Annotated in this window: 19 protein-coding genes; 5 read left to right on the forward strand and 14 right to left on the reverse strand. The window is 63.2% G+C overall.

Translation table 11 applies throughout. From position 1 onward, the window contains the following. Positions 1-219: 219 nt before the first annotated feature. Genes VF629_RS19255 through VF629_RS19280 form a run of 6 tightly spaced genes read right to left on the reverse strand, consistent with a single transcriptional unit; the run spans position 220 to position 4,511 of the window. Positions 220-804 (reverse strand): Uma2 family endonuclease, encoded by a 585-nt coding sequence (locus VF629_RS19255; RefSeq protein ID WP_331060132.1) that lies wholly within the window; start codon positions 802-804, stop codon positions 220-222. A 36-nt stretch (positions 805-840) separates the two neighbouring features. After that, positions 841-1,659, reverse strand: coding sequence for a LytTR family DNA-binding domain-containing protein (locus VF629_RS19260; protein WP_331060133.1), 819 nt, complete (start codon positions 1,657-1,659; stop codon positions 841-843). Between the two features lie 17 nt (positions 1,660-1,676). Beyond that, positions 1,677-2,144, reverse strand: a complete 468-nt coding sequence (locus VF629_RS19265; protein ID WP_331060134.1) for a DoxX family protein — start codon at positions 2,142-2,144, stop codon at positions 1,677-1,679. Between the two features lie 19 nt (positions 2,145-2,163). Next, positions 2,164-3,180 carry a sensor histidine kinase gene (locus VF629_RS19270; RefSeq protein ID WP_331060135.1) on the reverse strand — a complete coding sequence of 339 codons (1,017 nt, stop codon included), beginning with the start codon at positions 3,178-3,180 and terminating at the stop codon, positions 2,164-2,166. 19 nt (positions 3,181-3,199) lie between these two features. Beyond that, on the reverse strand, positions 3,200-4,042 hold the full coding sequence (locus VF629_RS19275; protein ID WP_331060136.1) for a hypothetical protein: 843 nt from the start codon (positions 4,040-4,042) through the stop codon (positions 3,200-3,202). A 25-nt stretch (positions 4,043-4,067) separates the two neighbouring features. Continuing rightward, positions 4,068-4,511: an ABA4-like family protein gene (locus VF629_RS19280; protein ID WP_331060137.1), complete on the reverse strand. Its 444-nt coding sequence runs from the start codon at positions 4,509-4,511 to the stop codon at positions 4,068-4,070. Between the two features lie 184 nt (positions 4,512-4,695). On the opposite strand from VF629_RS19280, the gene VF629_RS19285 reads away from it, so the two are divergent. Together VF629_RS19285 and VF629_RS19290 are read left to right on the forward strand one after the other, a co-directional pair. Beyond that, positions 4,696-6,153 (forward strand): TlpA disulfide reductase family protein, encoded by a 1,458-nt coding sequence (locus VF629_RS19285; RefSeq protein WP_331060138.1) that lies wholly within the window; start codon positions 4,696-4,698, stop codon positions 6,151-6,153. A gap of 72 nt (positions 6,154-6,225) precedes the next feature. Continuing rightward, positions 6,226-6,927 (forward strand): hypothetical protein, encoded by a 702-nt coding sequence (locus tag VF629_RS19290; RefSeq protein WP_331060139.1) that lies wholly within the window; start codon positions 6,226-6,228, stop codon positions 6,925-6,927. Positions 6,928-6,987: 60 nt separating this feature from the next. Here the strand turns inward: VF629_RS19290 and VF629_RS19295 are convergent, their stop codons facing one another. From VF629_RS19295 to VF629_RS19305, 3 genes are all read right to left on the reverse strand, one after another. Continuing rightward, positions 6,988-8,103, reverse strand: coding sequence for an AMP-binding protein (locus VF629_RS19295; protein WP_331060140.1), 1,116 nt, complete (start codon positions 8,101-8,103; stop codon positions 6,988-6,990). A 74-nt stretch (positions 8,104-8,177) separates the two neighbouring features. After that, positions 8,178-9,935 (reverse strand): DUF885 domain-containing protein, encoded by a 1,758-nt coding sequence (locus VF629_RS19300; protein WP_331060141.1) that lies wholly within the window; start codon positions 9,933-9,935, stop codon positions 8,178-8,180. A 78-nt stretch (positions 9,936-10,013) separates the two neighbouring features. Continuing rightward, positions 10,014-10,463, reverse strand: coding sequence for a hypothetical protein (locus VF629_RS19305; protein WP_331060142.1), 450 nt, complete (start codon positions 10,461-10,463; stop codon positions 10,014-10,016). A 195-nt stretch (positions 10,464-10,658) separates the two neighbouring features. On the opposite strand from VF629_RS19305, the gene VF629_RS19310 reads away from it, so the two are divergent. After that, complete coding sequence (locus VF629_RS19310) at positions 10,659-10,847, forward strand: hypothetical protein (protein ID WP_331060143.1); 189 nt, start codon at positions 10,659-10,661, stop codon at positions 10,845-10,847. A gap of 54 nt (positions 10,848-10,901) precedes the next feature. Here VF629_RS19310 and VF629_RS19315 read toward each other — a convergent pair whose 3' ends face one another. The 5 genes from VF629_RS19315 to VF629_RS19335 form a co-directional block, all read right to left on the reverse strand. Further along, positions 10,902-11,312 (reverse strand): DUF2809 domain-containing protein, encoded by a 411-nt coding sequence (locus tag VF629_RS19315; protein ID WP_331060144.1) that lies wholly within the window; start codon positions 11,310-11,312, stop codon positions 10,902-10,904. Between the two features lie 289 nt (positions 11,313-11,601). After that, positions 11,602-12,426, reverse strand: a complete 825-nt coding sequence (gene menB / locus VF629_RS19320; protein ID WP_331060145.1) for a 1,4-dihydroxy-2-naphthoyl-CoA synthase — start codon at positions 12,424-12,426, stop codon at positions 11,602-11,604. Between the two features lie 112 nt (positions 12,427-12,538). After that, positions 12,539-14,305: a 2-succinyl-5-enolpyruvyl-6-hydroxy-3-cyclohexene-1-carboxylic-acid synthase gene (gene menD, locus VF629_RS19325; protein ID WP_331060146.1), complete on the reverse strand. Its 1,767-nt coding sequence runs from the start codon at positions 14,303-14,305 to the stop codon at positions 12,539-12,541. Between the two features lie 158 nt (positions 14,306-14,463). Next, on the reverse strand, positions 14,464-15,705 hold the full coding sequence (locus VF629_RS19330; protein ID WP_331060147.1) for a chorismate-binding protein: 1,242 nt from the start codon (positions 15,703-15,705) through the stop codon (positions 14,464-14,466). Further along, positions 15,705-16,139 (reverse strand): hotdog fold thioesterase, encoded by a 435-nt coding sequence (locus tag VF629_RS19335; RefSeq protein WP_331060148.1) that lies wholly within the window; start codon positions 16,137-16,139, stop codon positions 15,705-15,707. Before VF629_RS19335 ends, VF629_RS19330 begins: the two co-directional genes overlap by 1 nt. 163 nt (positions 16,140-16,302) lie before the next feature. On the opposite strand from VF629_RS19335, the gene VF629_RS19340 reads away from it, so the two are divergent. Together VF629_RS19340 and VF629_RS19345 are read left to right on the forward strand one after the other, a co-directional pair. Continuing rightward, complete coding sequence (locus VF629_RS19340) at positions 16,303-16,926, forward strand: histidine phosphatase family protein (RefSeq protein ID WP_331060149.1); 624 nt, start codon at positions 16,303-16,305, stop codon at positions 16,924-16,926. Between the two features lie 156 nt (positions 16,927-17,082). Beyond that, positions 17,083-18,867 (forward strand): pyruvate dehydrogenase complex dihydrolipoamide acetyltransferase, encoded by a 1,785-nt coding sequence (locus VF629_RS19345; RefSeq protein ID WP_331060150.1) that lies wholly within the window; start codon positions 17,083-17,085, stop codon positions 18,865-18,867. The last annotated feature ends 207 nt before the right edge of the window (positions 18,868-19,074 follow it).

Consider the following 19,074-nt stretch of genomic DNA (forward strand, 5'->3'; position numbering starts at 1 on the left):
AGGAGCGCGTCATTGCGAGGGCGCAGGCCGTGGCAATCCGTCCTCTTGTAGCGACTAACCTTGAGATGTGAAAAGCCCCGGCACTGCGCAGTACCGGGGCTTTTCTATTATTTATGTTTGGAAGATTAAGTGTGCCACATCTCATTGGCTAGTCGCACGGAGAGAAAGGATTGCCTCGCTTCGCTCGCAATGACGCACGCATTCTCACCACCTCGCACCTCACCGACTCCGCAGCTCGCGCAAATGCAGCACAAACCCTGGCAGTACCGGCTCGCCACTGAGCTCTTGGTCGAACCCCTGGCTGGGCCGCATGGGCTGGCCGGGCGCAAACACGTACACCGATTCGGTGGCGGGCACCAGCAGCCACGCCAGTTGCGCCCCGGCTTCAAGCCAGGCGTCCATCTTGTTCAGCAAGTCGGCCAGCCGGTCGGTGGGCGACGCCAACTCCACAACAAAGTCAGGGCACACGCGGGCAAATCCGCGCCGGTCTGCTTCCGACAGGGCATTCCACCGGGCGTGGCTCAGCCAGGAAGCATCGGGCGAGAGCATGGCCCCGGTGGGCAGTGTGTAGCCGGTGGAGGAGTCGCCGGTGCGCCCTAGCCGGTGTTCTCGGTTCCACAAAGCTAATTGCATGGTTAGCTCGCTGTTGGCAAAGCCACTTTCGGTGCTGGCGGGAGGCATGATGGTAATTTGGTGGTTGGCATCACGTTCGATGCGCAGGTCGCGGTGGTCTTGGCAGAACTGGTAGAATTCCTCGTCCGTAAGGCGGTCGAGCACAGCAGACTTTAGTCTCAAAATGTCCATGGCGGTGGCGGTTGTGGCTCCAAGATACGCAGAAAGCTACCCCTCCAGCCAGGCTTTGACGGCACTGGCTTTCTCGCGGCTCACCAGCACTTCCTCGCTGGGGGCGGGGTGCAGCTCCACCAGCAGCTTGCCGTTGAAGTGGGGGTGCAGGCGGCGCACGGCGGGTAGTTGGGCAATAATTTGGCGGTTGAGCCGGAAAAACTGGGCGGGGTCCAGCAGGCCTTCGAGCTGCTCCAGCGTGTAGTCGACCACGAAGCGGCGGCCGTCGGACGCCACGAGCGTGGTCAGCTCGTTGCGGCTTTGGAACCACGCCACCTCGCCCACCGGCAGGGGCAGGAGCTGCTCGCCCTGCCGCACCAGGAAACGCGTTTTGTGCGGGCGAGCCAATGCATCGAGCAAACGCTCGATGCTTAATGAAGAATGAGGAATGACGAATGAGGAATTCTCAGACGAACCCAATTCTTCGCTCCTCATTCTCAATTCTTCATTCAGCCAAGCTGCACGCGTCGCGTGCAGCTTGGCGATGGCGGCTTGCAGCTCCGGGAGCTTGATGGGTTTCAGCAGGTACGCCACGCTGTTGGCCTGGAAGGCGCGGATGGCAAAGGCATCGAAGGCCGTGGTGAAAATGACGGGACTGGGCACCACGGCCTGCTCCCAGATTTCCAGACTCAGCCCATCGGCCAGCTGAATGTCGCTGAGAATGAGGTCGGGGGCGGGGTGCGTGGCCAGCCACGCCAGGGCGCCACTCACGGTGTCGAGCACGGCCAGGACCTGGCTGTCGGGCGCGGCCTGAGCCAGCAGGCGCTGCATGCGCTCGGCGGCGGGGTATTCATCTTCGAGCAGCAAAACGGTCATGCCGGGCAGGAGAGAGGTTAGCGGGAAAGGCTCCCGAGGTGCAAGCCAAAATACCAGGTCCAGGCCATGAACAGCAGCTGCAGCGGCACCCGAAACCACAGGTAGCGCGGCCCGGGCCCGGTGAGCTGGCCGGTTTGGTAGTCCAGGCCGATGCGCGCGGCGTGGACGTTGGCGGGCAATATTGCCGCAAAAAAAGCCAGCAGTGCCCACGCGGTGGAGGGCCGCGCCGCCGGCCACAGCAGCCCAGCCGCCGCGGCCAGCTCGAGCACCCCCGTCAGGTACACCCAGCCGCGCCGAAACGGCAGCCACTCGGGCAGCATCTGCATCATGCCCGGCGTGAAGGCGAAGTGGCCCACGGCCGTGAACAGCAGCATGACGACCATGGCGCCGTTGCCGGCCCAGCGGAAATTCGGCTGGCCGGCCAGCAGCCACGTGCCGCCGCCAATCAGCGCGAAAGCGACCAGTAACACAACCAGAGGTTTCATGACGACAACGTATTGAGGACTACATCAGGGGCAGCTTCACCACAAATCGGTCGGTGGCTTCCTGTATTTCCACGGCGTGCTCGGTGGCCAGCAGCTCGTAGCGGCGGCGCACGTTGGCCAGGCCCTTGCCGGTGCCCGGCGCCAGGCCCACCGTGCGGGTACGCCGGGTATTTTCCACGGTCAGAAACCCGTCGTTCGCGTTGGCCGCAATGCGCAAGTGCAAGGGGTGTTGCCGGGATGCTTCGTTGTGCTTCAGCGCATTCTCCACCAGCAGCTGCACGCTGAGCGGGGCCACGCGCCGGGCCAGGGCTGGGGGCTCCACGGCCATTTCCACCACCAGGTTTTCCCGAAAGCGGGCTTTGTGCAGCGCCAGGTAGGTGTCGACAAACGCCAGCTCGTCCGCCAGCGGGACGGTGGGCTGGCCCTGGGCCAGCAGCACGTAGCGGTACACGTCGGCCAGCTGTTCCACAAACTGCTGGGCGGGCTGGTTGTCGGGCTCGATGAGGGCCGCCAGGGTGTTGAGGTTGTTGAAGAGGAAGTGGGGGTCGAGCTGGCTTTGCAGGGAATCGAGCTGGGCCTGGGTGCTGGCCCGGGCCAGTTGGTCGACGCGCCGCAGGTTCTGCTCCCACTGCTGGAAGAAATACATGGTTTCGTAGAGCGTTTGCACCAGCAAAGTGGGCAGCAAGTTGAACCCGAATTGCCGGAATAAGTCGCGGGGTGCCATCGAAAACCACTCTGGCTTAAGCAGGTGCAGCGGCAAGGTGAAGAGCGCCGTGCCCACGCCCGTGAACACCACCGAGGCCGCGGCCAGCGTCCACAGGCGGCGGCTGGTTTGCTCCACGCGGGGCAGGCGGCGCAGCAGCCAGGCCCACAGCGCCCGGTTGCCCAGCCAAAACCCCGCGGTGAAATACAGCGAGAAAAGCCAGGTGACGAGGAAGCGGACCGGCACGTTTTCTCCTTCGTAGTGCCCGCCGAGCAGGGCGATGATGAAGGCCAGCAGGGGCATGCCCCAGAGGCGAAACCGACGGTCGTTCATGCCGCAAAGATGCGCAGGCCTATTGCGCCCACACCGGCCGGCCCGCCATGGCCAGCGCAAACAGCCCGCCCACGGCCAGGGCGTAGATGGCCGCGCCCACCCACGTGAGCAGCACCGCCCGCCGGGGCACCCACTGGGCCAGCACCCAGCCCAGCAGCGGCACCACCTGCAAGGCGTGCATGCCCAGGAAATGGGCGGTGCGCAGGTCGCCGGCGCGGGTGCTCCAGCCCAGGCCGGGCAGGCCGGGGCCACCGTCGGGGGCGCCCACCGTGTGCTGGTTGAGGCGAATCATGAGGCCGCCCAGCACGCTGCCTACCAGGAACAGCAGCACCCCCAGGCGCACGCCCCACACGTAGCCCGCGGGCCCGTGCGGCCGGTGCCGCCACACCAGGTACAGGGCCCACACGGTCATGAGCGTATTCACCAAAATGAAGACGCCCATGAGGCCAAACAACGCACCATCGAACGCCGAGCGAACGTTGTAGTGCGAGGTAGTGCCGCGCGCGGCTTGCAGAAAAATGGCGACCTGCTCCACCACCATGCTCAGGGCCACGCCCCAGCTCAGGCGGCGCACGCTGCGCTGGGCGGCGGGCGGCAAGTCAGCCAGCAGCCAGGCCAGCGTCCAGGTGAAGGCAATAACGGAAAGGGCGAACTTCAGCGGCTTCACCCAAACCAGCGCGCCGGTCACCAGGCGCTGGTCGAGGGGCAGCAGCGCCAGGGCCAGCACCGCCAGGCCCACGTTCAGCCAGCCGGTCCAGGACAGGACGGGGTTGGCGCGGTGCAGCACCGTCAGGGCCGTGCGCAGCGCCGACGGCGCCGACGCATCAACCGAAAATGAACCCGAAAGGAAGGCAGTTTTCATGGCAGTAAAGCTTGAGGGTGAACAATCAGGCAAGGGCAGCCGCGGGCCGGGCAACCCAGCGCCGCACGCCGCTGTACAGCAGCAGCCCCAGCGGGCCCAGCATGAACGTGGCCAGCAGGCAGGGCACCAGCGCCCAGTGCGGCACGCCGCGCCGTTGGGCATCGCGGGTTTCCCAGGCACCCACCACCAAGTCGAAACACAGGTAGTGCACCCAGCCAGCCAGCAGCGCCCACGGCTGTTTAAACAGTGCCGCTACTTCGCCCAACGACCCGAAGCCCGCCCCCGGCGCAGGATGCACCAGGGTCTGGTAGCCGATGAGTACCACGTAGGTAGCGGCCAGCAGCAGGGGCAAGGCGCCGCTTAGTACCACGGCGCGGGTAACGCGCCACCGCGGAGCCAATATGAGCAGGCCCCAGCCCACCATGGCAAGGGGGTTGGCCAGCGAAAACAGAGCGTCAGGGGTGAGCATAGGCCGTTGATGAATAGCAATATTTGATTCGAATTTACGTTTCAGCGGCCCGGGTTCGCCAGCCCAATCGCGGTGAAGCGTCGGTTGGCCGGGACGAAACCGCAAGGCTTTGAGGCGAAGCGGACCCTTTGCGGGGCTCTGGTTTCCTCCCTTTCCCACGCCATTTACTTCATTCTACCCGCTTATGGCCTTGTTGCTCCCCGCGCTCGTTCTGAGTGCTTCGCTCCGTTTGCTGGCCGGTTCGGCCGCGCCAGTCGCCGCGCCTCCAGCCCCGGCCGTGCTCAGCGGCCACCTCGACCACGCCCCGGCCGGCGACAGCGTGCGGGTGTCCTACGGAAGAAAGCAGGCCAAAGCCCCGCTCAGCCCCAGTGGCGATTTCAAGCTAGTGGTGCCGGACCTGAAGGCGGGCACCCCGGCCGAGCTCTCCTATGCCCGGCAGCGCACCAGGGTGTACCTGAGCCCCGGCGACCAACTCCACCTCACGCTCGACTTCCCGCGCTTCGACGAAACCCTGCGCTACACCGGCCGCGGCGCCGACGTGAACAACTACCTGGCCCAGTCGCTGTGGAAATTTGAGTACGGCCCGCCCAGCGGCGTGCCGCGCCCCAAGGTGGAGCCCACCACCACGCCCGCCCAAATCCGCCAGATGGCCGACGCCTACCGCGCCGAGCGCAAGGGGTTCCTCGCCACCTACGCCAAGGCGCACCCGCTACCGGCCGACTTCCAGCGCAATGCCATTCTCACCCTGGATTTGCAGTGGGCCACCTCCTTGCTCGACTACCCGGCTTACTACCGCTATGCCAACAAGCAGCCTCCCGTGCTGCCGGCTGCTTACTACGACTTCATGGCCCAGCTGCCGCTCAAAAAGCTGGACCAGTACCTGAAGGTTGACCGCGGCATTGAGGCCAACTCCGCCCTGCTGCATTTCCTCACGGTGTACTCCGGGCGCCTGTTGCCAGCCGGCACCCTGAGCACCGACCCCGCCGAAGCCCCTCGCATCTACGCCCAAGCCACCGCCGACTTTGGCACCACCGCCACCCGCGACCGGGCCATGTACCAGCTGTTCAGCTGGAAGCTCGACGATAACCTCGAGGGCGTACTGGCCGCATACCCCACCTTCCGCACCCAAAACCGCGACTCCACCTTCGCCCGCGACCTGCGCCAGATGCTGAGCAAGCGCTTGCTCATCCGGCCGGGGCTGCCCGCGCCTGCCTTCACTTTAGTAAATAACGAAGGCAAACAGGTGTCCTTAAGCGACTTCAAAGGCAAAGTGGTGTACCTCGATTTCTGGGGCACGTGGTGCGGGCCCTGCATGAAGGAAATGCCTGCCAGCCTGGCGTTGCGGAAAAGGTTCGAGGGCCAGGATGTGGTGTTCGTCTACATAGCCGTAGGCGATAAGGAAGACAAGTGGCAGCAGGTACTGGCCGCCGAAAAACTCACCGGTGTGGGCAGCGCGCACCTGCGCGTTCCAAACTCCGAAAGCACCAGGGGCCTGACCGGAATTACCAGCGACTACCAGGTCAACAAATACCCAACGTACTGGCTCATTGGGCGCGATGGCCGCATCGTGACCAGCAATGCCCCGCGGCCCAGCGACCCCGACGCCGTGGGGGCTGCCCTAACCGCCGCCCTGGCCCGCTAACACCGCGCCTCGCCAACGGTTGTGTGCAAGGCGGGCAACACCGGCCGGCTGTTTGTACGTATCCCGTGTAGTATGTCTCCCATCGTCCCGTTACTGGGGGGGCTGTTGCTGGCGCAAGCCAGTCCGGCAGCCCCCCTGCGCGCGCCCATTCCGTCCGACACGGTGGTGGGGCGCCGGGCCGTGCCGCGCATCGAGCACCGCCGCGTGGTGGTACAGTACGACTCGCGCTACTCCATCCTCAACTACAAGTTCACCACCATCAACGGGCTCAAGCTGGGGGTGGAGTTTAAAAACCGTTTTCGGACCGGTGCAGCTATTTATTTCCTCAGCAGCGGGGTGCCCACCCGGCAGGCTCGGCCCGAAAACGCCGCTCCCAGCGCCGTGGCCGAGTTGCGCTTCCGCTACCTAGCGGGCTACGGCGAATACGTCCTGCTGGAAACGCCCCGCTGGGAACTCAGCAGCAACTTGCAACTGGCCTTGGGTTCCGTCTACGTGCTCTACCGGACGCCGGGCGCGGGCTCCTTCAAAACGCCGCGCGAATTTATGGGCGTGGTCGAGCCCACGGTGGCCGCCCACGTGCGTGTGTTCCGCTGGGCGGGCTTTGGGGCTGGGGCGGGGTGGCGGCAGCCCGTGCTGGTGGCCGCGCCCATTCAGCGCGAACTCAACGGGCCGGTGTTCTACGTGCGCGCCAAGCTTTTCCTCGGCGATTTCATCAAAGTGTTGCGCCAAAAAGAGCCCCTGTTTACCCAAGACGGCCTGCGCAAAGAAGGCTAGCCGAAGCAGCGCTTCGCGCCTAAGCAGCACTTTAGCTGGCGAAATGCCCACACGACTGGCTTACCGGTGGGTTTCCTGCAGTCCGCGGAGTGTGGTGGCGCGGTCCAGCTTGCCGTTTGCCGTGGCGGCGAATTCGGGCACGTACACCAGCTGCTTGGGCTGCTCGTAGCGGCTCAGGCGCTCGGCCAGCAAGGCTTGCAGCTGCTTCTCAACCTCCTCAGAAAGCGGGCTGCCTTCGATGAAAGCGGTTACGGCCTGGCCCAGCCGCTCGTTGGGCTGGCCGGCCACGAAGCAGCGGCGCGACTCGCCAATTTCGGCCAGTGCCACGTCGAGCACCAGCTCTACTTTTTCGGCCGGCACCTTCACGCCGCCCGAGTTAATCACGAAGTCGGCCCGGCCCAGCCACTCGAAGGTGTGGGCGTCGAGCAGGTTCACCTGGTCGTTGGTGATGATGAGCTGGTCGTCGGTCACGTCGCCGCGCAACGTGAGGCAGCCGCGCTCGTCCTGCCCGGCGGCAATGCCGCTGAGCACTCGGTAGGCCGTGTTGGTCTGCGGGCCGTTGAGGCGGCGCAGGGCCACGTGCGAGCAGGTTTCGGTCATGCCGTAGGTGTGGTACACCGGCGCCCGCAGCCCCTGGATGGCAGTGCCCAAGGTGGCATCGACGGTGGCGCCGCCCACCAAAATGGCCTTCATGGCGTTGAGGCGCGGGACTTGGCCGGCGGCTAACAGGGCCCGGAGCTGCAAGGGCACGAAGGCCGCAAAATCGAACTCGGCGTCGGCCGGCACCAGGTCCAGAGGGTTGCCCTGGGGCTCCACCACAGTGAGGTGCATGTTGCGCTCGAGGCCGCGCACCAGCATCATCATGCCGCCAATGTATTCGCAGTTGAGGCAGACCAGCGCGCGGTCGCCGGGGCCGAGGTCGAAAAAGTCGGCCGTGCGGCGGGCCGAGGCTTCCAGCTGCCGCCGCCGCAGGGTAATGGGCTGCGGCGTGCCCGTCGAGCCCGAGGTGGTGAGGCCAAACTCCTGGGTGCCGTTGAGCCACTGCCGCACAAAGTCCAGCACCTTGGCCTCGTAGCCGTTGACGGGCGCGTCCAGCTGCGCCGGGTATTCACGAATGGCTGCGTAGGTGAATTCGCGGCCGTTGAGCAGGAGGGAGGTGGGCAGAGCAGTGGGCATGGGGGCAAAACTACGGGCAAGGGCCCGGCCGCCACTGATACCGCCGCGCCGCCCCCCGGGTTGTACGCCGCAGGCTAGGTTTTCTTCTTTTTGGCTAACTCCTGCTGCTCGGCAATAAACCGGTCGGTCATTTTTTCGAGGATGGCCAGCGTGACCGTGCCGTTCGAGAGCACCATGTCGTGGAAGGCGCGCACGTCGAAGTCGGCTTGCAAGGCATCCTCGGCCTTTTTGCGCATCTCCTTGATTTTCAGCTCGCCCATTTTGTAAGAGAGCGCCTGCCCCGGCCACGAGATGTACCGGTTGATTTCGGTGTTGACCTCGTGCAGCGACAAAGCCGTGTTGGCGGCCAGGTAGTCCACGGCTTGCTGCCGCGTCCACCCTTTGGCGTGAATGCCCACGTCAATCACCAAGCGGCAGGCCCGCCACATGTCATAAGTCAGCCGCCCAAACAAGCTGTACGGGTCTTGGTAGAAGCCCATTTCGTGCCCCAGGTACTCGCAATACAAGCCCCAGCCCTCGCCAAAGGCGTTGATGTACAGGCTGCGGCGAAACGGCGGCAGGGTGGTCAGTTCCTGCGTGAGGGCAATTTGCAGATGGTGCCCCGGCACGGCCTCGTGCAGCGTCAACGACTCCAGGGTGTACAGGGTGCGGTTGGGTAGGTTGTAGGTGTTCACCCAATACTCGCCGGCCCGCTTGCTGGCAATGGGCGCCTGCGAATAGCGGCCCGACGTGTAGGTGGGCGCCAGGTAGGCCGGCACCGGCGCCACCGTAAACGGCTGGCGCGGCAGCTTGCCAAACAGCGCCGGCAGCTTGCCCTCCGACTTTTTGGCAATGTAGGCGGCCTCTTTCAACAACTGCTCGGCCGAGGTGGGCTGAAACTTCTTGTCGTTGCGCAGCTCCGTCACAAAAGCCTTGAAGTCGCCCTTGAACTGCACTTGCTGAATCACTTTGTCCATCTCCGCCCGTATCCGGGCCACTTCCTTCAAGCCAATCTGGTAGACTTCTTCCGAGGCGAGGGCCGTGGTGGTGTAGTGCCGCACCCGGTCCTCGTAGTAGGCTTTGCCATCGGGAAAGGCCGCGGCGCCCAACGTGACGCGCGCCTTGGGCAAGTATTCCTGGTCGAAAAACGTGTTGATTTTGCGGTAGCTGCCCACTACGTCCTGCTGGATGATGCTGGCCGCCGTGGCCTGAAAAGCCGCCCAGTCGGCCGTCGAAATCGCAGCCGGCTTCACTGCCAGCGGTTTCCAGAACACCGACTGCTCGGGCTGGCCCACGATGTGCTGGGTGTAGGTGTTTTCGTAGCCGGTCAGAATGGCCTTGGGCTGGCTGATGCCCAGGGCCAGCCCCTTGCGCATGAGCTGCAGGTGCTCGTCGACGTACCGGGGCACGTCGCGCAGCACTTTTAGGTACTGCTCGGCGTCTTTGGCCGATGAAATGACCGTGTTGGCCCGGCCGGCCAGCGAGGTGTGAAAACCGGCATCGGATAAGATGGGGTTCAGGTATTCTTTGAACTGATATTCCGCCACTTCGCCCCGCACCTCGTGCTGCAACAGCGCCAGGTTGATTTCATCGTCGAAGCTCAGGCTCTTCGGGTTGATTTTCGCGAGGTCGGCCGCAATCTTCTTGTAGACGACGTGCTTGGCCAAGTAGTCACTCTCGGTGGCGGAGCGCAGCGGCTTGTTGCTGGCGCTGTCCTTGTGCCACGCCTGCTTATCGAAGGTTTTTATGGCATCCAGCGCGGCCACGATGCCCTTGTGCATGGGCGCCTGTTGGGCATGCAGCGCACCGGGCAGACACAACAACGGCAGCACGAACAGTAGGTGTTTTTTCATTTTAAGAGTAGTGAACACTGGCCCGCAAACGTCGCGAATTGCCGAAGAAATCAGGCCTCGTGCCAGGCCGGCGCGGCGCTAGCTCAGGAGCCAGTGCTGGTACGTTTTGGGCGAAGGCGCCAGCCGCCAGCACAACGCCAGCAGCACCCCGGCCCCGGCCACTAAATCGAAGGGCTTGTGCGTGACGACGTACGACGCCAGCAGCGGCAGGCTCAGCAAACTAAGCAGGCTGTTGCGAAGAAAAATGCGGCCTGTGTAAATGCGCAGGTTTTCCTCGGCGGGGCGGCGCAAGCTGGGCCGCATGCGCCGGAACAGAGCAAAAAGGAGCAGGCTCGCCACTGGCACCAGGGCCAGAAGCAGGAGCAGCAAGGGCCAGGTGGCCAGGCTGGGTTCGAGGGTGCCGCCCACGGCCACGCGGCGGCCTGCGGCTAGCACGGCGCCCGCCATCAGCAGCCCTTGCAGGGGGTAGTGCAGCCAGTGCAGCACGCGAATACGGCGGATGGCGCGATGAAATTCAGCGTCCGTCATGACCAGGTCTACTCCTCAAAACGTTTGGGTGAAAGGGAAGGAACGGCGAAAGTAGGGTGCGTGGCTGTCAGGCGCTTCGGGTAGCGCGCCAACCACGCCCGATTCTGGCCCCGCTCTGCCGGGCTTGCCACGCCAGAGCTTGCTTTTTGTACGGAAAATGACGAATATTAAGTACCCACTCCTGCACGCTGCGCCATGAATCCTGCCCCGCAACTCCCGACCCAGGCCCCCGCGCTCCCCGACCGCGAAGCACCCCTCAGCCCCGGCCCCGAAGCGCACGTTCGCGCCCAGGCCAAAGCCCGAAAAAAGGAGCGCAAAGCCGAGCGGTTGCGGTTCTTCTTTGGGTGGTGTGAAGGCTGCCGGGCCTTTGGCGAAGGGTTTTAAGCAAGCTTTCTCGGCATGTTCCGCAGGTATTGCCCCGTAGGGTTCCGGTGCGGGCTACGCTCTTGCGCGCAAACGGGTAGAGGCAGAAAGAGCGTAGAAGTCTGGCCGGCGCCGCTCAGCTGCCAGAACCAGCCCAATGCCGACCGTATAGGTCAGCAAGTCCCACCCCGAGAAGGTGCTTCCCAGCACCGTGCGGGCCCACGCTACGTCCTGCAAACCCAAGTAGTGCAGCAACCGCACGAACTGCAGGGCCTCAATCAGGTAGGTGCCCGCCAACGCGACCATGGCAAGCGCAAAGGCCGGCAAGGCCACGAAGCTCCTCAGAAGCGTGTAGAGAAAAATAGCCGCCAACACGTCGCCGATATAGGGTCGCACCACCTGGTCGTGCACGAAAACGGCAATGATACTTTCAACGGCAAACAACCCGAGGGCGACCAGAAAGTACCCTTTTCGAAAGGTCAGCATGCGCGCAGAGTTGGCTTGATTTCGGCGACAAGTTAGAGCCAACCCGCGGCAATAGTGCCGTACAAAAAGTCGGTTAAAAGAAGCTTCGCAGACGGCGTCTGTGCCGGTCCGACGCCCGAGGCGTCCGACCGGTTGTCGGCAGGGCTTTTGGGGGGATTGTGCTACCAACAACCGGTCGGACGCCTCGGGCGTCGGACCGGAACCCATACCCCGAATGCTGCAAAACGCGACAAAACGGAAAAGGCCCGCAGCAACTGCGGGCCCTTTCGGGACAATGCTTGGGCCTTAATTACGGGAATTTCGGAAACTTCGAAAAGTCGGGCTGCCGCTTTTCCATGTAGGCATTGCGGCCTTCCTTGGCTTCGTCGGAGAGGTAGTAGAGCAGGGTGGCGTTGCCGGCCAACTCCTGAATGCCGGCCTGCCCATCAAGCTCAGCGTTGAACGATGACTTGAGCATCCGCAGCGACAACGGGCTCTTCTGCAGGATTTTGTGGCACCAGGCTACGGTGGTTTCTTCCAACTGGTCGAGCGGCACTACTTTGTTTACCAGGCCCATGTCGAGGGCTTCCTGGGCGTCGTACTGGTCGCAGAGAAACCAGATTTCGCGGGCCTTCTTCTGGCCCACAATGCGGGCCAGGTAGGAAGCGCCAAAGCCGCCATCGAACGAGCCCACATTCGGCCCTGTCTGGCCGAAGCGGGCATTGTCGGCCGCCACGGTCAGGTCGCACACCACGTGCAGCACGTGGCCGCCGCCAATGGCCCAGCCCGCCACCATGGCAATCACGGGCTTGGGAATGGAGCGGATGATGCGCTGCAAGTCGAGCACGTTGAGGCGGGGCACGGCGTCGTCGCCCACGTAGCCGCCGTGGCCGCGCACGCTCTGGTCGCCGCCCGAGCAAAACGCCCGGCCGCCCTCGCCGGTCAGGATGATGACGCCGATGTCGGTCCGGTCGCGGCAAATGTTCATGGCCTCAATCATCTCCTGCACCGTGAGCGGCGTGAAGGCGTTGTGCACCTGTGGCCGGTTGATGCTGATTTTGGCAATGCCGCCAAATTGGGAGAAGAGAATTTCTTTGAACTCCTTGATGGGCGTCCAGCTGATGGGTTCAGTCATAAACAGATAGGGTTTGTCATGCAGAGCGCAGCGAAGCATCTCGCGTGCACCAGTAAATCAATCGTTCAACAATTGCGAGCGAGATGCTTCGCTGCGCGCTGCATGACAGGTTTTAAGCGAAAGCTGTTTTCACAGCCGCGCGGTATTCTTCAAAAAAGGCGGCGTTGGTCTTGCTGTCGGTAAACACCTCCAGAATGGCCGCGCCGGTTTCGGCTGCAAAGAAAACCGGTAAGGCGGCTTTGAGTTCGTCAAAAGATGAAACCGGAAAATAGCGGAGGTGAAAATCGCGCGCCGTGTTCTCGGCCGTCAGCAGCTGGCGCGTCTCAAAAAACTCTTCTAACTCCGGCTGCTGCCGTGGCCCATCAATGAGCCGGAAAATGCCGCCGCCGTGGTTGTTGAACAGCACCACCCGCAGGTTGGGCGTGGGGTAGTTGTGCCAGAAGGCGTTGCGGTCGTAGAAAAACGCTACGTCGCCGGTGAGCAGCACCACCGGCCGGCCGGGCTGGGCCAGCGCCGCGCCCACGGCAGTGGAGTTGCAGCCGTCGATGCCGCTGGTGCCGCGGTTGGCAAAAACCTCAAGTTGCCGGCCCGTGGGCAGGCCCAAAATGTTGGCGTAGCGCACGGCCATGCTATTGGCCAGGTGCAGCGCCGTGTAAGCCGGCAAGGCCTCCATAGCCAAGTGAAAGGCCGAAAATTCGTTGAACGCAGGCGCGGGTTGGGTAAAAAAATTTTCTAAAAAGGTTACCGCTTGCGCTTCCAGTTTCTGCAAGGGCAGAAGGTTCTCACGTGCTGGTAATGCAGCTTGAGCCCAATGGGTGAAAAATGCTTCTGGCGTGTCATGAATAATTCGAGTTAAGCTGCGGAACGTGTCCGCAACTGGGCCAGTGGGTTGCACATGCCAGTGTTGCACCGGCGCCACGTCACGCAGAAACAGCTTCAAACTTTTAGATACCAATGACTGGCCGCAGGTGATGAGAATGTCTGGGCGAAGCGCCTCTTTCTCTGATTTTGATAATCCGGCTAAGAAGACATCATGTTTGCCAACAAACTGCGCTGAAGGTTTCGGCAATAAGCTAGAGGTGTCCGGATAATAACTGCCGTAGGTTGGCAACGGCACGGGGCTTGACAGATTGGCGATGACATCCCCAATAACTGGCGCGCCAAAGACGGCGGCAAAGTGCGACACAGCAGTAGTCAGCTTTGCGTTGGCTGGTTGCTGACCCAAAACCACCAATATTCTTCGCGCTTCTTTTAGCTCGTAATAAGTGCCTTGATGTTTTTCGGCTCGTAATGAGGTGGGGAGAGTCTGAATGATTTTTACGTCCTTATCGTACCGGACAGCCTCGCCCGCTTTCGGGTAAAACGGCTCGCGCAAAGGCACGTTCACTTGCACGGGCCCGGCCGGGTAGGCGCCGGCCAGGTTGATGGCCTCGTTCATCATTCGTTCGGCGTGCCACTTCGCATCGGGATGGGCGGTGTCCACCGGAAATTCAAACGCACCCTTGGCGTGCCGGCCGTACAGGTTTTGCTGGCGAATGGTTTGCCCATCCAACTGGTCAATCCACTCCGGCGGACGGTCGGCGGTGAGCACAACCAGCGGAATTTGCTGAAAAAAAGCCTCCGCCACCGCCGGCGCATAGTTCAGCCCCGCCGAGCCCGACGTGCACACCAGCACCACCGGCCGCCGGGTAGCCTGCGCAATGCCCAGACCAATGAAGGCCGCCGCCCGCTCATCGGGCACTACTTTCAGCCTGCCCTGAAATGCCGGATGACGGGCAAACGCCAGCGTGAGCGGCGCCGAGCGCGACCCCGGCGACAGCACCACGTCGGTAACGCCGTGCTGGGCGCAGATTTCGGCAATGTTGTAAACGGCTTGCATAGAGTAGGAAAATCAAAAAAAATAATTCGACCGTCCTGCTCATCTGGCATCCGCGCTGCCGAAGTATCTCGTGTGCCACTAATTAGATTTACTGAGGCGGTAGAGATGCTTCGGCTACGCGGACGCCAGATGAGCAGGACGGTCATCAATGGGACGGCTCAATGGTCATGGTTCAGCACCGCCGCCACGGTTTGCAATTTTAGTTGGGTTTCCTGCCATTCCCGCTCCGGGTCCGAGTCCACGGTGAGGCCGGTGCCGGCGTAGAGAATGGCTTCGTCGGGCCGCAGCTGCAGGCAGCGCAGGTTTACGTAGAGGCGGGCCACGCCGGGAGCCGACACGTTCACCGGGCCCAAAAAGCCGCTGTAGTAGGCGCGGTCGTAGCCCTCGTGGGTGTGGATGAACTGCATGGCCGCGCCTTTGGGCATGCCGCCCACCGCCGACGTGGGGTGCAGCAGGCGCAGCATGTCGGTGCCCAGGTTGGGGAAAGGCACCTGTTTTAGGTTCACCGCAAAGTCGGTGCGCAGGTGCAGCAACTGGCCAGCTATGACGGTGCGTGGGCCCGTTTCGTGGTACTCGCGCAGCCGCAACTGCTTGAAGCAGTTCACGATGTAGCGGGCCACCAGCGCCTGTTCCTCGATTTCCTTTTGCCGCCAGATGGCCGTGCGGGGCGTCACTTCGGCCGTGAGGGGCTGGGTAGCGGCCAGGGCCATGGTGTGAAACATGCCGTCGGCGGTGACTTCGGCCAGGATTTCCGGGGTGGCCCCCAGCCAGGTGCCCACGCCCGGGGCGCTCACCAGCGACACGAACGCCCGCGGGTACTTCTCGCTCAGGTCTTCAAACGCCGCGAGCGGGTCGAAGCCCGGCGGGAGCGGGCGGCAGGCGGCCCGGGAAGTCACCACTTTCACCACTTCCTCGGCCTCAATGGCCGCCACCCCGGTGCGCACCAGCGCGGTGTACTCGGCCTCGGTGGCGCCGCGTGGCGCGGGCTGTGGGCTGTAGTTCCAGGCCAATTCTTCTACCTGCGGGGTCGCCAGCCAAGCCGCCAGACCCGGTATTACTTCGCGGGCCTCGGCGGCCACGGCCACGGTTTCAGGCTCAGCCAAGTCGTACCGAAAGTCGGCGGGCAAGAACAGCGCCGGGTTGTGGTCGGAGTCGCGGAAAGGGAAAAAGGCAAAGCCGGCGGGCGCTTTTGCATCAAGCGCCGGCGGCAAGCCGGTGTAAGACGCCTCCAGGGAGCGGGCCACCAGCAGGCGCGGGTGGTCGGCGCCGGGCTCGCGCCACACGGCTAGCGGCCGGCCTGTGCGCAACGCGCCCGCCGCCAAATGCCGCAGCCGGGCCGAGGAGTCGAGGCCCGCCGCGGCCGCGGGCCAGCGAATCTGCCGGAGGTCGTCGGCGTACATCAGGTCCTGGGGGCGCCGGCCGCCGGCAAGTCAATCACGGCCATGGTAATGCGGCTGATGCACACCAGGGCGCCGGTTTCTTCGTGCGTGATGCGGATTTCCCACACCTGCGTGCTGCGGCCAATGTGCACCGGCGTGGCCCGGCCGCGCACCCAGCCGTCGCGCACGCCCTTCAAGTGGTTGGCGTTGATTTCCAGGCCCACGCAGGCTTGCTTGGTGCGGTCTACGTGCAGGCTGGCGGCAATGCTGCCCAGCGTTTCGGCCAGGGCCACGGAGGCACCGCCGTGCAGCAGGCCCATGGGCTGGTGGGTGCGGCCGTCAACGGGCATGCGGCCTTCGAGGTAGTCGTCGGCCACGCCCACGATTTCCATGCCGAGGGCATCGGCCAGGGTGGGACGCGACGCGGTCCAGCTCTTGATGTCTTCCAGGGTCATGCGGTTAGTTGTCAGTTGTTGGTTGTCCGTTGTCAGTCATAGAATGAGGGTTGCCGGACTGCGTGGTTGAGCTAACAACCGACAACTAGCAACGAACAACTAAAAATCAACTCCGTACTTCGATGTATTGTTGAAGCAACGTTACGCAAAACTACTACCCAACGTGAGCCCCCGGACCATCTTTCTACTGCGCCACGGCCAGACCGATTTCAACGTGCGCGGCATCGTGCAAGGCAGCGGCGTCGATTCGAGCCTGAACGACACCGGCCGCCGCCAGGCCGCCCAGTTTTTTGCGGCCTACGGCCACGTGCCCTTCGACAAAGTCTATACCTCGGCCCTGCGCCGCACCCAGGAGTCGGTGCAGCAGTTCCTTGACCTGGGCCTGCCCCACGAGTCTCACTCCGGCCTCAACGAAATCAGCTGGGGCGTGCGCGAGGGCACCCGCATTACCATGGAGGAAGACGCCGAATACTGCCACGTGCTGGCCGATTGGGCGGCCGGCCGCACCCACGCCAGCCTGCAAGGCGGCGAAAGCCCCGACGAAGTGGCCGCCCGCCAGCGCCCCTTCATCGAGCTTCTCAAGGCGCGAGAAGACGAGCAGACCGTGCTGGTCTGCATGCACGGCCGGGCCATGCGCGTGCTGCTGTGCCAGCTGCTCAACTACCCCTTGAGCTGCATGGAAGGCTTTGAGCACAGCAACTTGTGCCTGTACAAGCTGGAATTTACCGGCTCGATGTTCACCATTAAGAACTTCTTGGACGTTGCGCACCTCGAAGTCGTGGTCTGAATTTCCCCGCTTTCGTACATGGATGTAGGATTCAGCTACTCGCTTGCGCCAACGGCAGCGCCGCGAACCTCCAACACGGCTCTGTAAACACAATGGGTTGTTTGCATAGTTTTTCGGGCTAATTTTGGCCTCCTCAATCCAAGCGCGACAAACCCGATGGCCGAAATCATAAAAATGCCCAAAATGAGCGACACGATGACCGAAGGGACCATCGCGGCCTGGCTCAAAAAAGTGGGTGATAAAGTTAAATCCGGTGACATTCTGGCCGAAGTGGAGACCGATAAGGCCACCATGGAACTCGAGAATTACGAAGACGGCACCTTGCTCTACATCGGGCCGAAAGAAAAAGAATCGGTAGTGGTCGACGGCATCCTGGCCATTGTGGGCAAGGAAGGCGAGGACTTTTCGGGCCTGCTCTCGGGTGCTCAGGGCGGCGCTGCTGCCCCTAAAGCAGAAGCCGCTCCGGCTGCTGCGCCAGCGCCCGCAGCTGCACCAGCTCCGGCCGCACCAGCTCCCAAAGCCGAAGCCCCCGCAGCTCCCGCCCCGGCCCCCGCGGCCCAGCCCGCAGCCGCTGCCAACGGCAAAAAGGCTACCGTGGTGCGCATGCCCAAGATGAGCGACACCATGACCGAAGGCACCATTGCCGCCTGGTTGAAAAACGTAGGTGATAAAGTGAAATCCGGCGATGTGCTGGCCGAAGTGGAAACCGACAAAGCCACCATGGAGCTGGAAAACTACGAAGACGGCACCTTGCTCTACACCGGCCCCAAAGCCGGCGAAGCCGTTGCGGTTGATGGCATTCTGGCCATCATCGGCGAAGAAGGCGCCGACATCCAGGCCCTGCTAGGCGGCCAGAGCGGCGGCGCTGCCCCCGCCCCAGCCGAGGCACCTGCAGCAGCCACGCCCGCACCAACTGAAGCGGCGCCTGCTGCCGCCGCGCCTGCTCCGGCTCAGCCCGCAGCGGCACCTGCTGCCACTGCTGCGCCAGCCGCACCGGGTGGCCGCATTCTGGCTTCCCCGCTGGCCAAGAGCATCGCCAAAGAAAAAGGCATCAACCTGGCCCAGGTAGTGGGCAGCGGCGACAACGGCCGCATTGTGCAGCGCGACGTGGAGAACTTCCAGGCCGCGGGTGCTCCGGCCGCTGCTGCCCCGCAAGCTGCTCCCACATCGGCCCCGGCTCCAGAAGCTGCGCCCCAGGCTGCCCCGCAAGTGGCGGCTCCGGCACCGCAGCCGGCTGCCAGCGCCCCCGCTGCTGCTTCCGATACCTACACCGACACGCCCGTGTCGCAGATGCGCAAGGTGATTGCCAAGCGCCTGTCCGAGAGCTTGTTCACGGCTCCGCATTTCTATCTCACGATGGAAATCAACATGGACAAGGCCATGGAAGCCCGCGTCAAGCTCAACGAGCTGTCGCCGGTGAAGCTGAGCTTCAACGACCTGGTGCTGAAGTCGGCGGCTATTGCGCTGCGTTCGCACCCGGCCGTAAACTCCTCGTGGCTCGGCGACAAAATCCGTCAGAACAAGGTCATCAACATCGGCGTGGCCGTGGCCGTGGACGAAGGCTTGCTGGTGCCCGTCATCCGCAACGCCGACCAGAAAGGGCTGGCTACCATCGCCAACGAGGTGAAAGAGCTGGCCGGCAAGGCCAAGACCAAGAAGCTGCAGCCCGCCGAGTGGGAGGGCAGCACCTTCACCATCTCCAACCTGGGCATGTTCGGCATTGACGAATTCACCGCCATCATCAACCCGCCAGATGCCTGCATCCTGGCCGTGGGTGGCATCAAGCAAACCGCCATTGTGAAAGATGGCGCGCTGGCCATCGGGAACATCATGAAAGTGACCCTAAGCTGCGACCACCGCGTGGTGGACGGCGCCACCGGCGCCGCCTTCCTGCAAACGCTGAAGAGCTTGCTGGAAGACCCCATGCGCCTGATGATTTGAGGCGCCAACCGCGAACGTCACCAAAAACCAGCCCTCACCGGCTGGTTTTTTTTTGCACAAACCTGTTAGATTGCACAAATTGAAATAAATACTTCTACTAATCTATCATTATCACCTTTCACCCTTTACCATGAAATAACGTTTATTACTTGCCCCCATCTGCCTTGTGAGTAGCATGGCCTGGGGCCAAAGTGCCACCCTGACCGG

This window comes from Hymenobacter sp. (assembly GCF_036388155.1).
In the GTDB taxonomy this organism is placed as follows: domain Bacteria; phylum Bacteroidota; class Bacteroidia; order Cytophagales; family Hymenobacteraceae; genus Hymenobacter.

Bases quoted from the DNA above. Each gene is read 5' to 3' on its own strand.
- VF629_RS19315 (WP_331060144.1), bottom strand. From the start codon at position 11,312: ATGCTGACCTTTCGAAAAGGGTACTTTCTGGTCGCCCTCGGGTTGTTT.
- VF629_RS19330 (WP_331060147.1), bottom strand. From the start codon at position 15,705: ATGTACGCCGACGACCTCCGGCAGATTCGCTGGCCCGCGGCCGCGGCG.
- VF629_RS19295 (WP_331060140.1), bottom strand. From the start codon at position 8,103: ATGCCCACTGCTCTGCCCACCTCCCTCCTGCTCAACGGCCGCGAATTC.
- VF629_RS19305 (WP_331060142.1), bottom strand. From the start codon at position 10,463: ATGACGGACGCTGAATTTCATCGCGCCATCCGCCGTATTCGCGTGCTG.
- VF629_RS19300 (WP_331060141.1), bottom strand. From the start codon at position 9,935: ATGAAAAAACACCTACTGTTCGTGCTGCCGTTGTTGTGTCTGCCCGGT.
- VF629_RS19335 (WP_331060148.1), bottom strand. From the start codon at position 16,139: ATGACCCTGGAAGACATCAAGAGCTGGACCGCGTCGCGTCCCACCCTG.
- VF629_RS19255 (WP_331060132.1), bottom strand. From the start codon at position 804: ATGGACATTTTGAGACTAAAGTCTGCTGTGCTCGACCGCCTTACGGAC.
- VF629_RS19290 (WP_331060139.1), top strand. From the start codon at position 6,226: ATGTCTCCCATCGTCCCGTTACTGGGGGGGCTGTTGCTGGCGCAAGCC.
- menD (WP_331060146.1), bottom strand. From the start codon at position 14,305: ATGCAAGCCGTTTACAACATTGCCGAAATCTGCGCCCAGCACGGCGTT.
- VF629_RS19285 (WP_331060138.1), top strand. From the start codon at position 4,696: ATGGCCTTGTTGCTCCCCGCGCTCGTTCTGAGTGCTTCGCTCCGTTTG.
- VF629_RS19260 (WP_331060133.1), bottom strand. From the start codon at position 1,659: ATGACCGTTTTGCTGCTCGAAGATGAATACCCCGCCGCCGAGCGCATG.
- VF629_RS19345 (WP_331060150.1), top strand. From the start codon at position 17,083: ATGGCCGAAATCATAAAAATGCCCAAAATGAGCGACACGATGACCGAA.
- VF629_RS19280 (WP_331060137.1), bottom strand. From the start codon at position 4,511: ATGCTCACCCCTGACGCTCTGTTTTCGCTGGCCAACCCCCTTGCCATG.
- VF629_RS19275 (WP_331060136.1), bottom strand. From the start codon at position 4,042: ATGAAAACTGCCTTCCTTTCGGGTTCATTTTCGGTTGATGCGTCGGCG.
- VF629_RS19265 (WP_331060134.1), bottom strand. From the start codon at position 2,144: ATGAAACCTCTGGTTGTGTTACTGGTCGCTTTCGCGCTGATTGGCGGC.
- menB (WP_331060145.1), bottom strand. From the start codon at position 12,426: ATGACTGAACCCATCAGCTGGACGCCCATCAAGGAGTTCAAAGAAATT.
- VF629_RS19270 (WP_331060135.1), bottom strand. From the start codon at position 3,180: ATGAACGACCGTCGGTTTCGCCTCTGGGGCATGCCCCTGCTGGCCTTC.
- VF629_RS19310 (WP_331060143.1), top strand. From the start codon at position 10,659: ATGAATCCTGCCCCGCAACTCCCGACCCAGGCCCCCGCGCTCCCCGAC.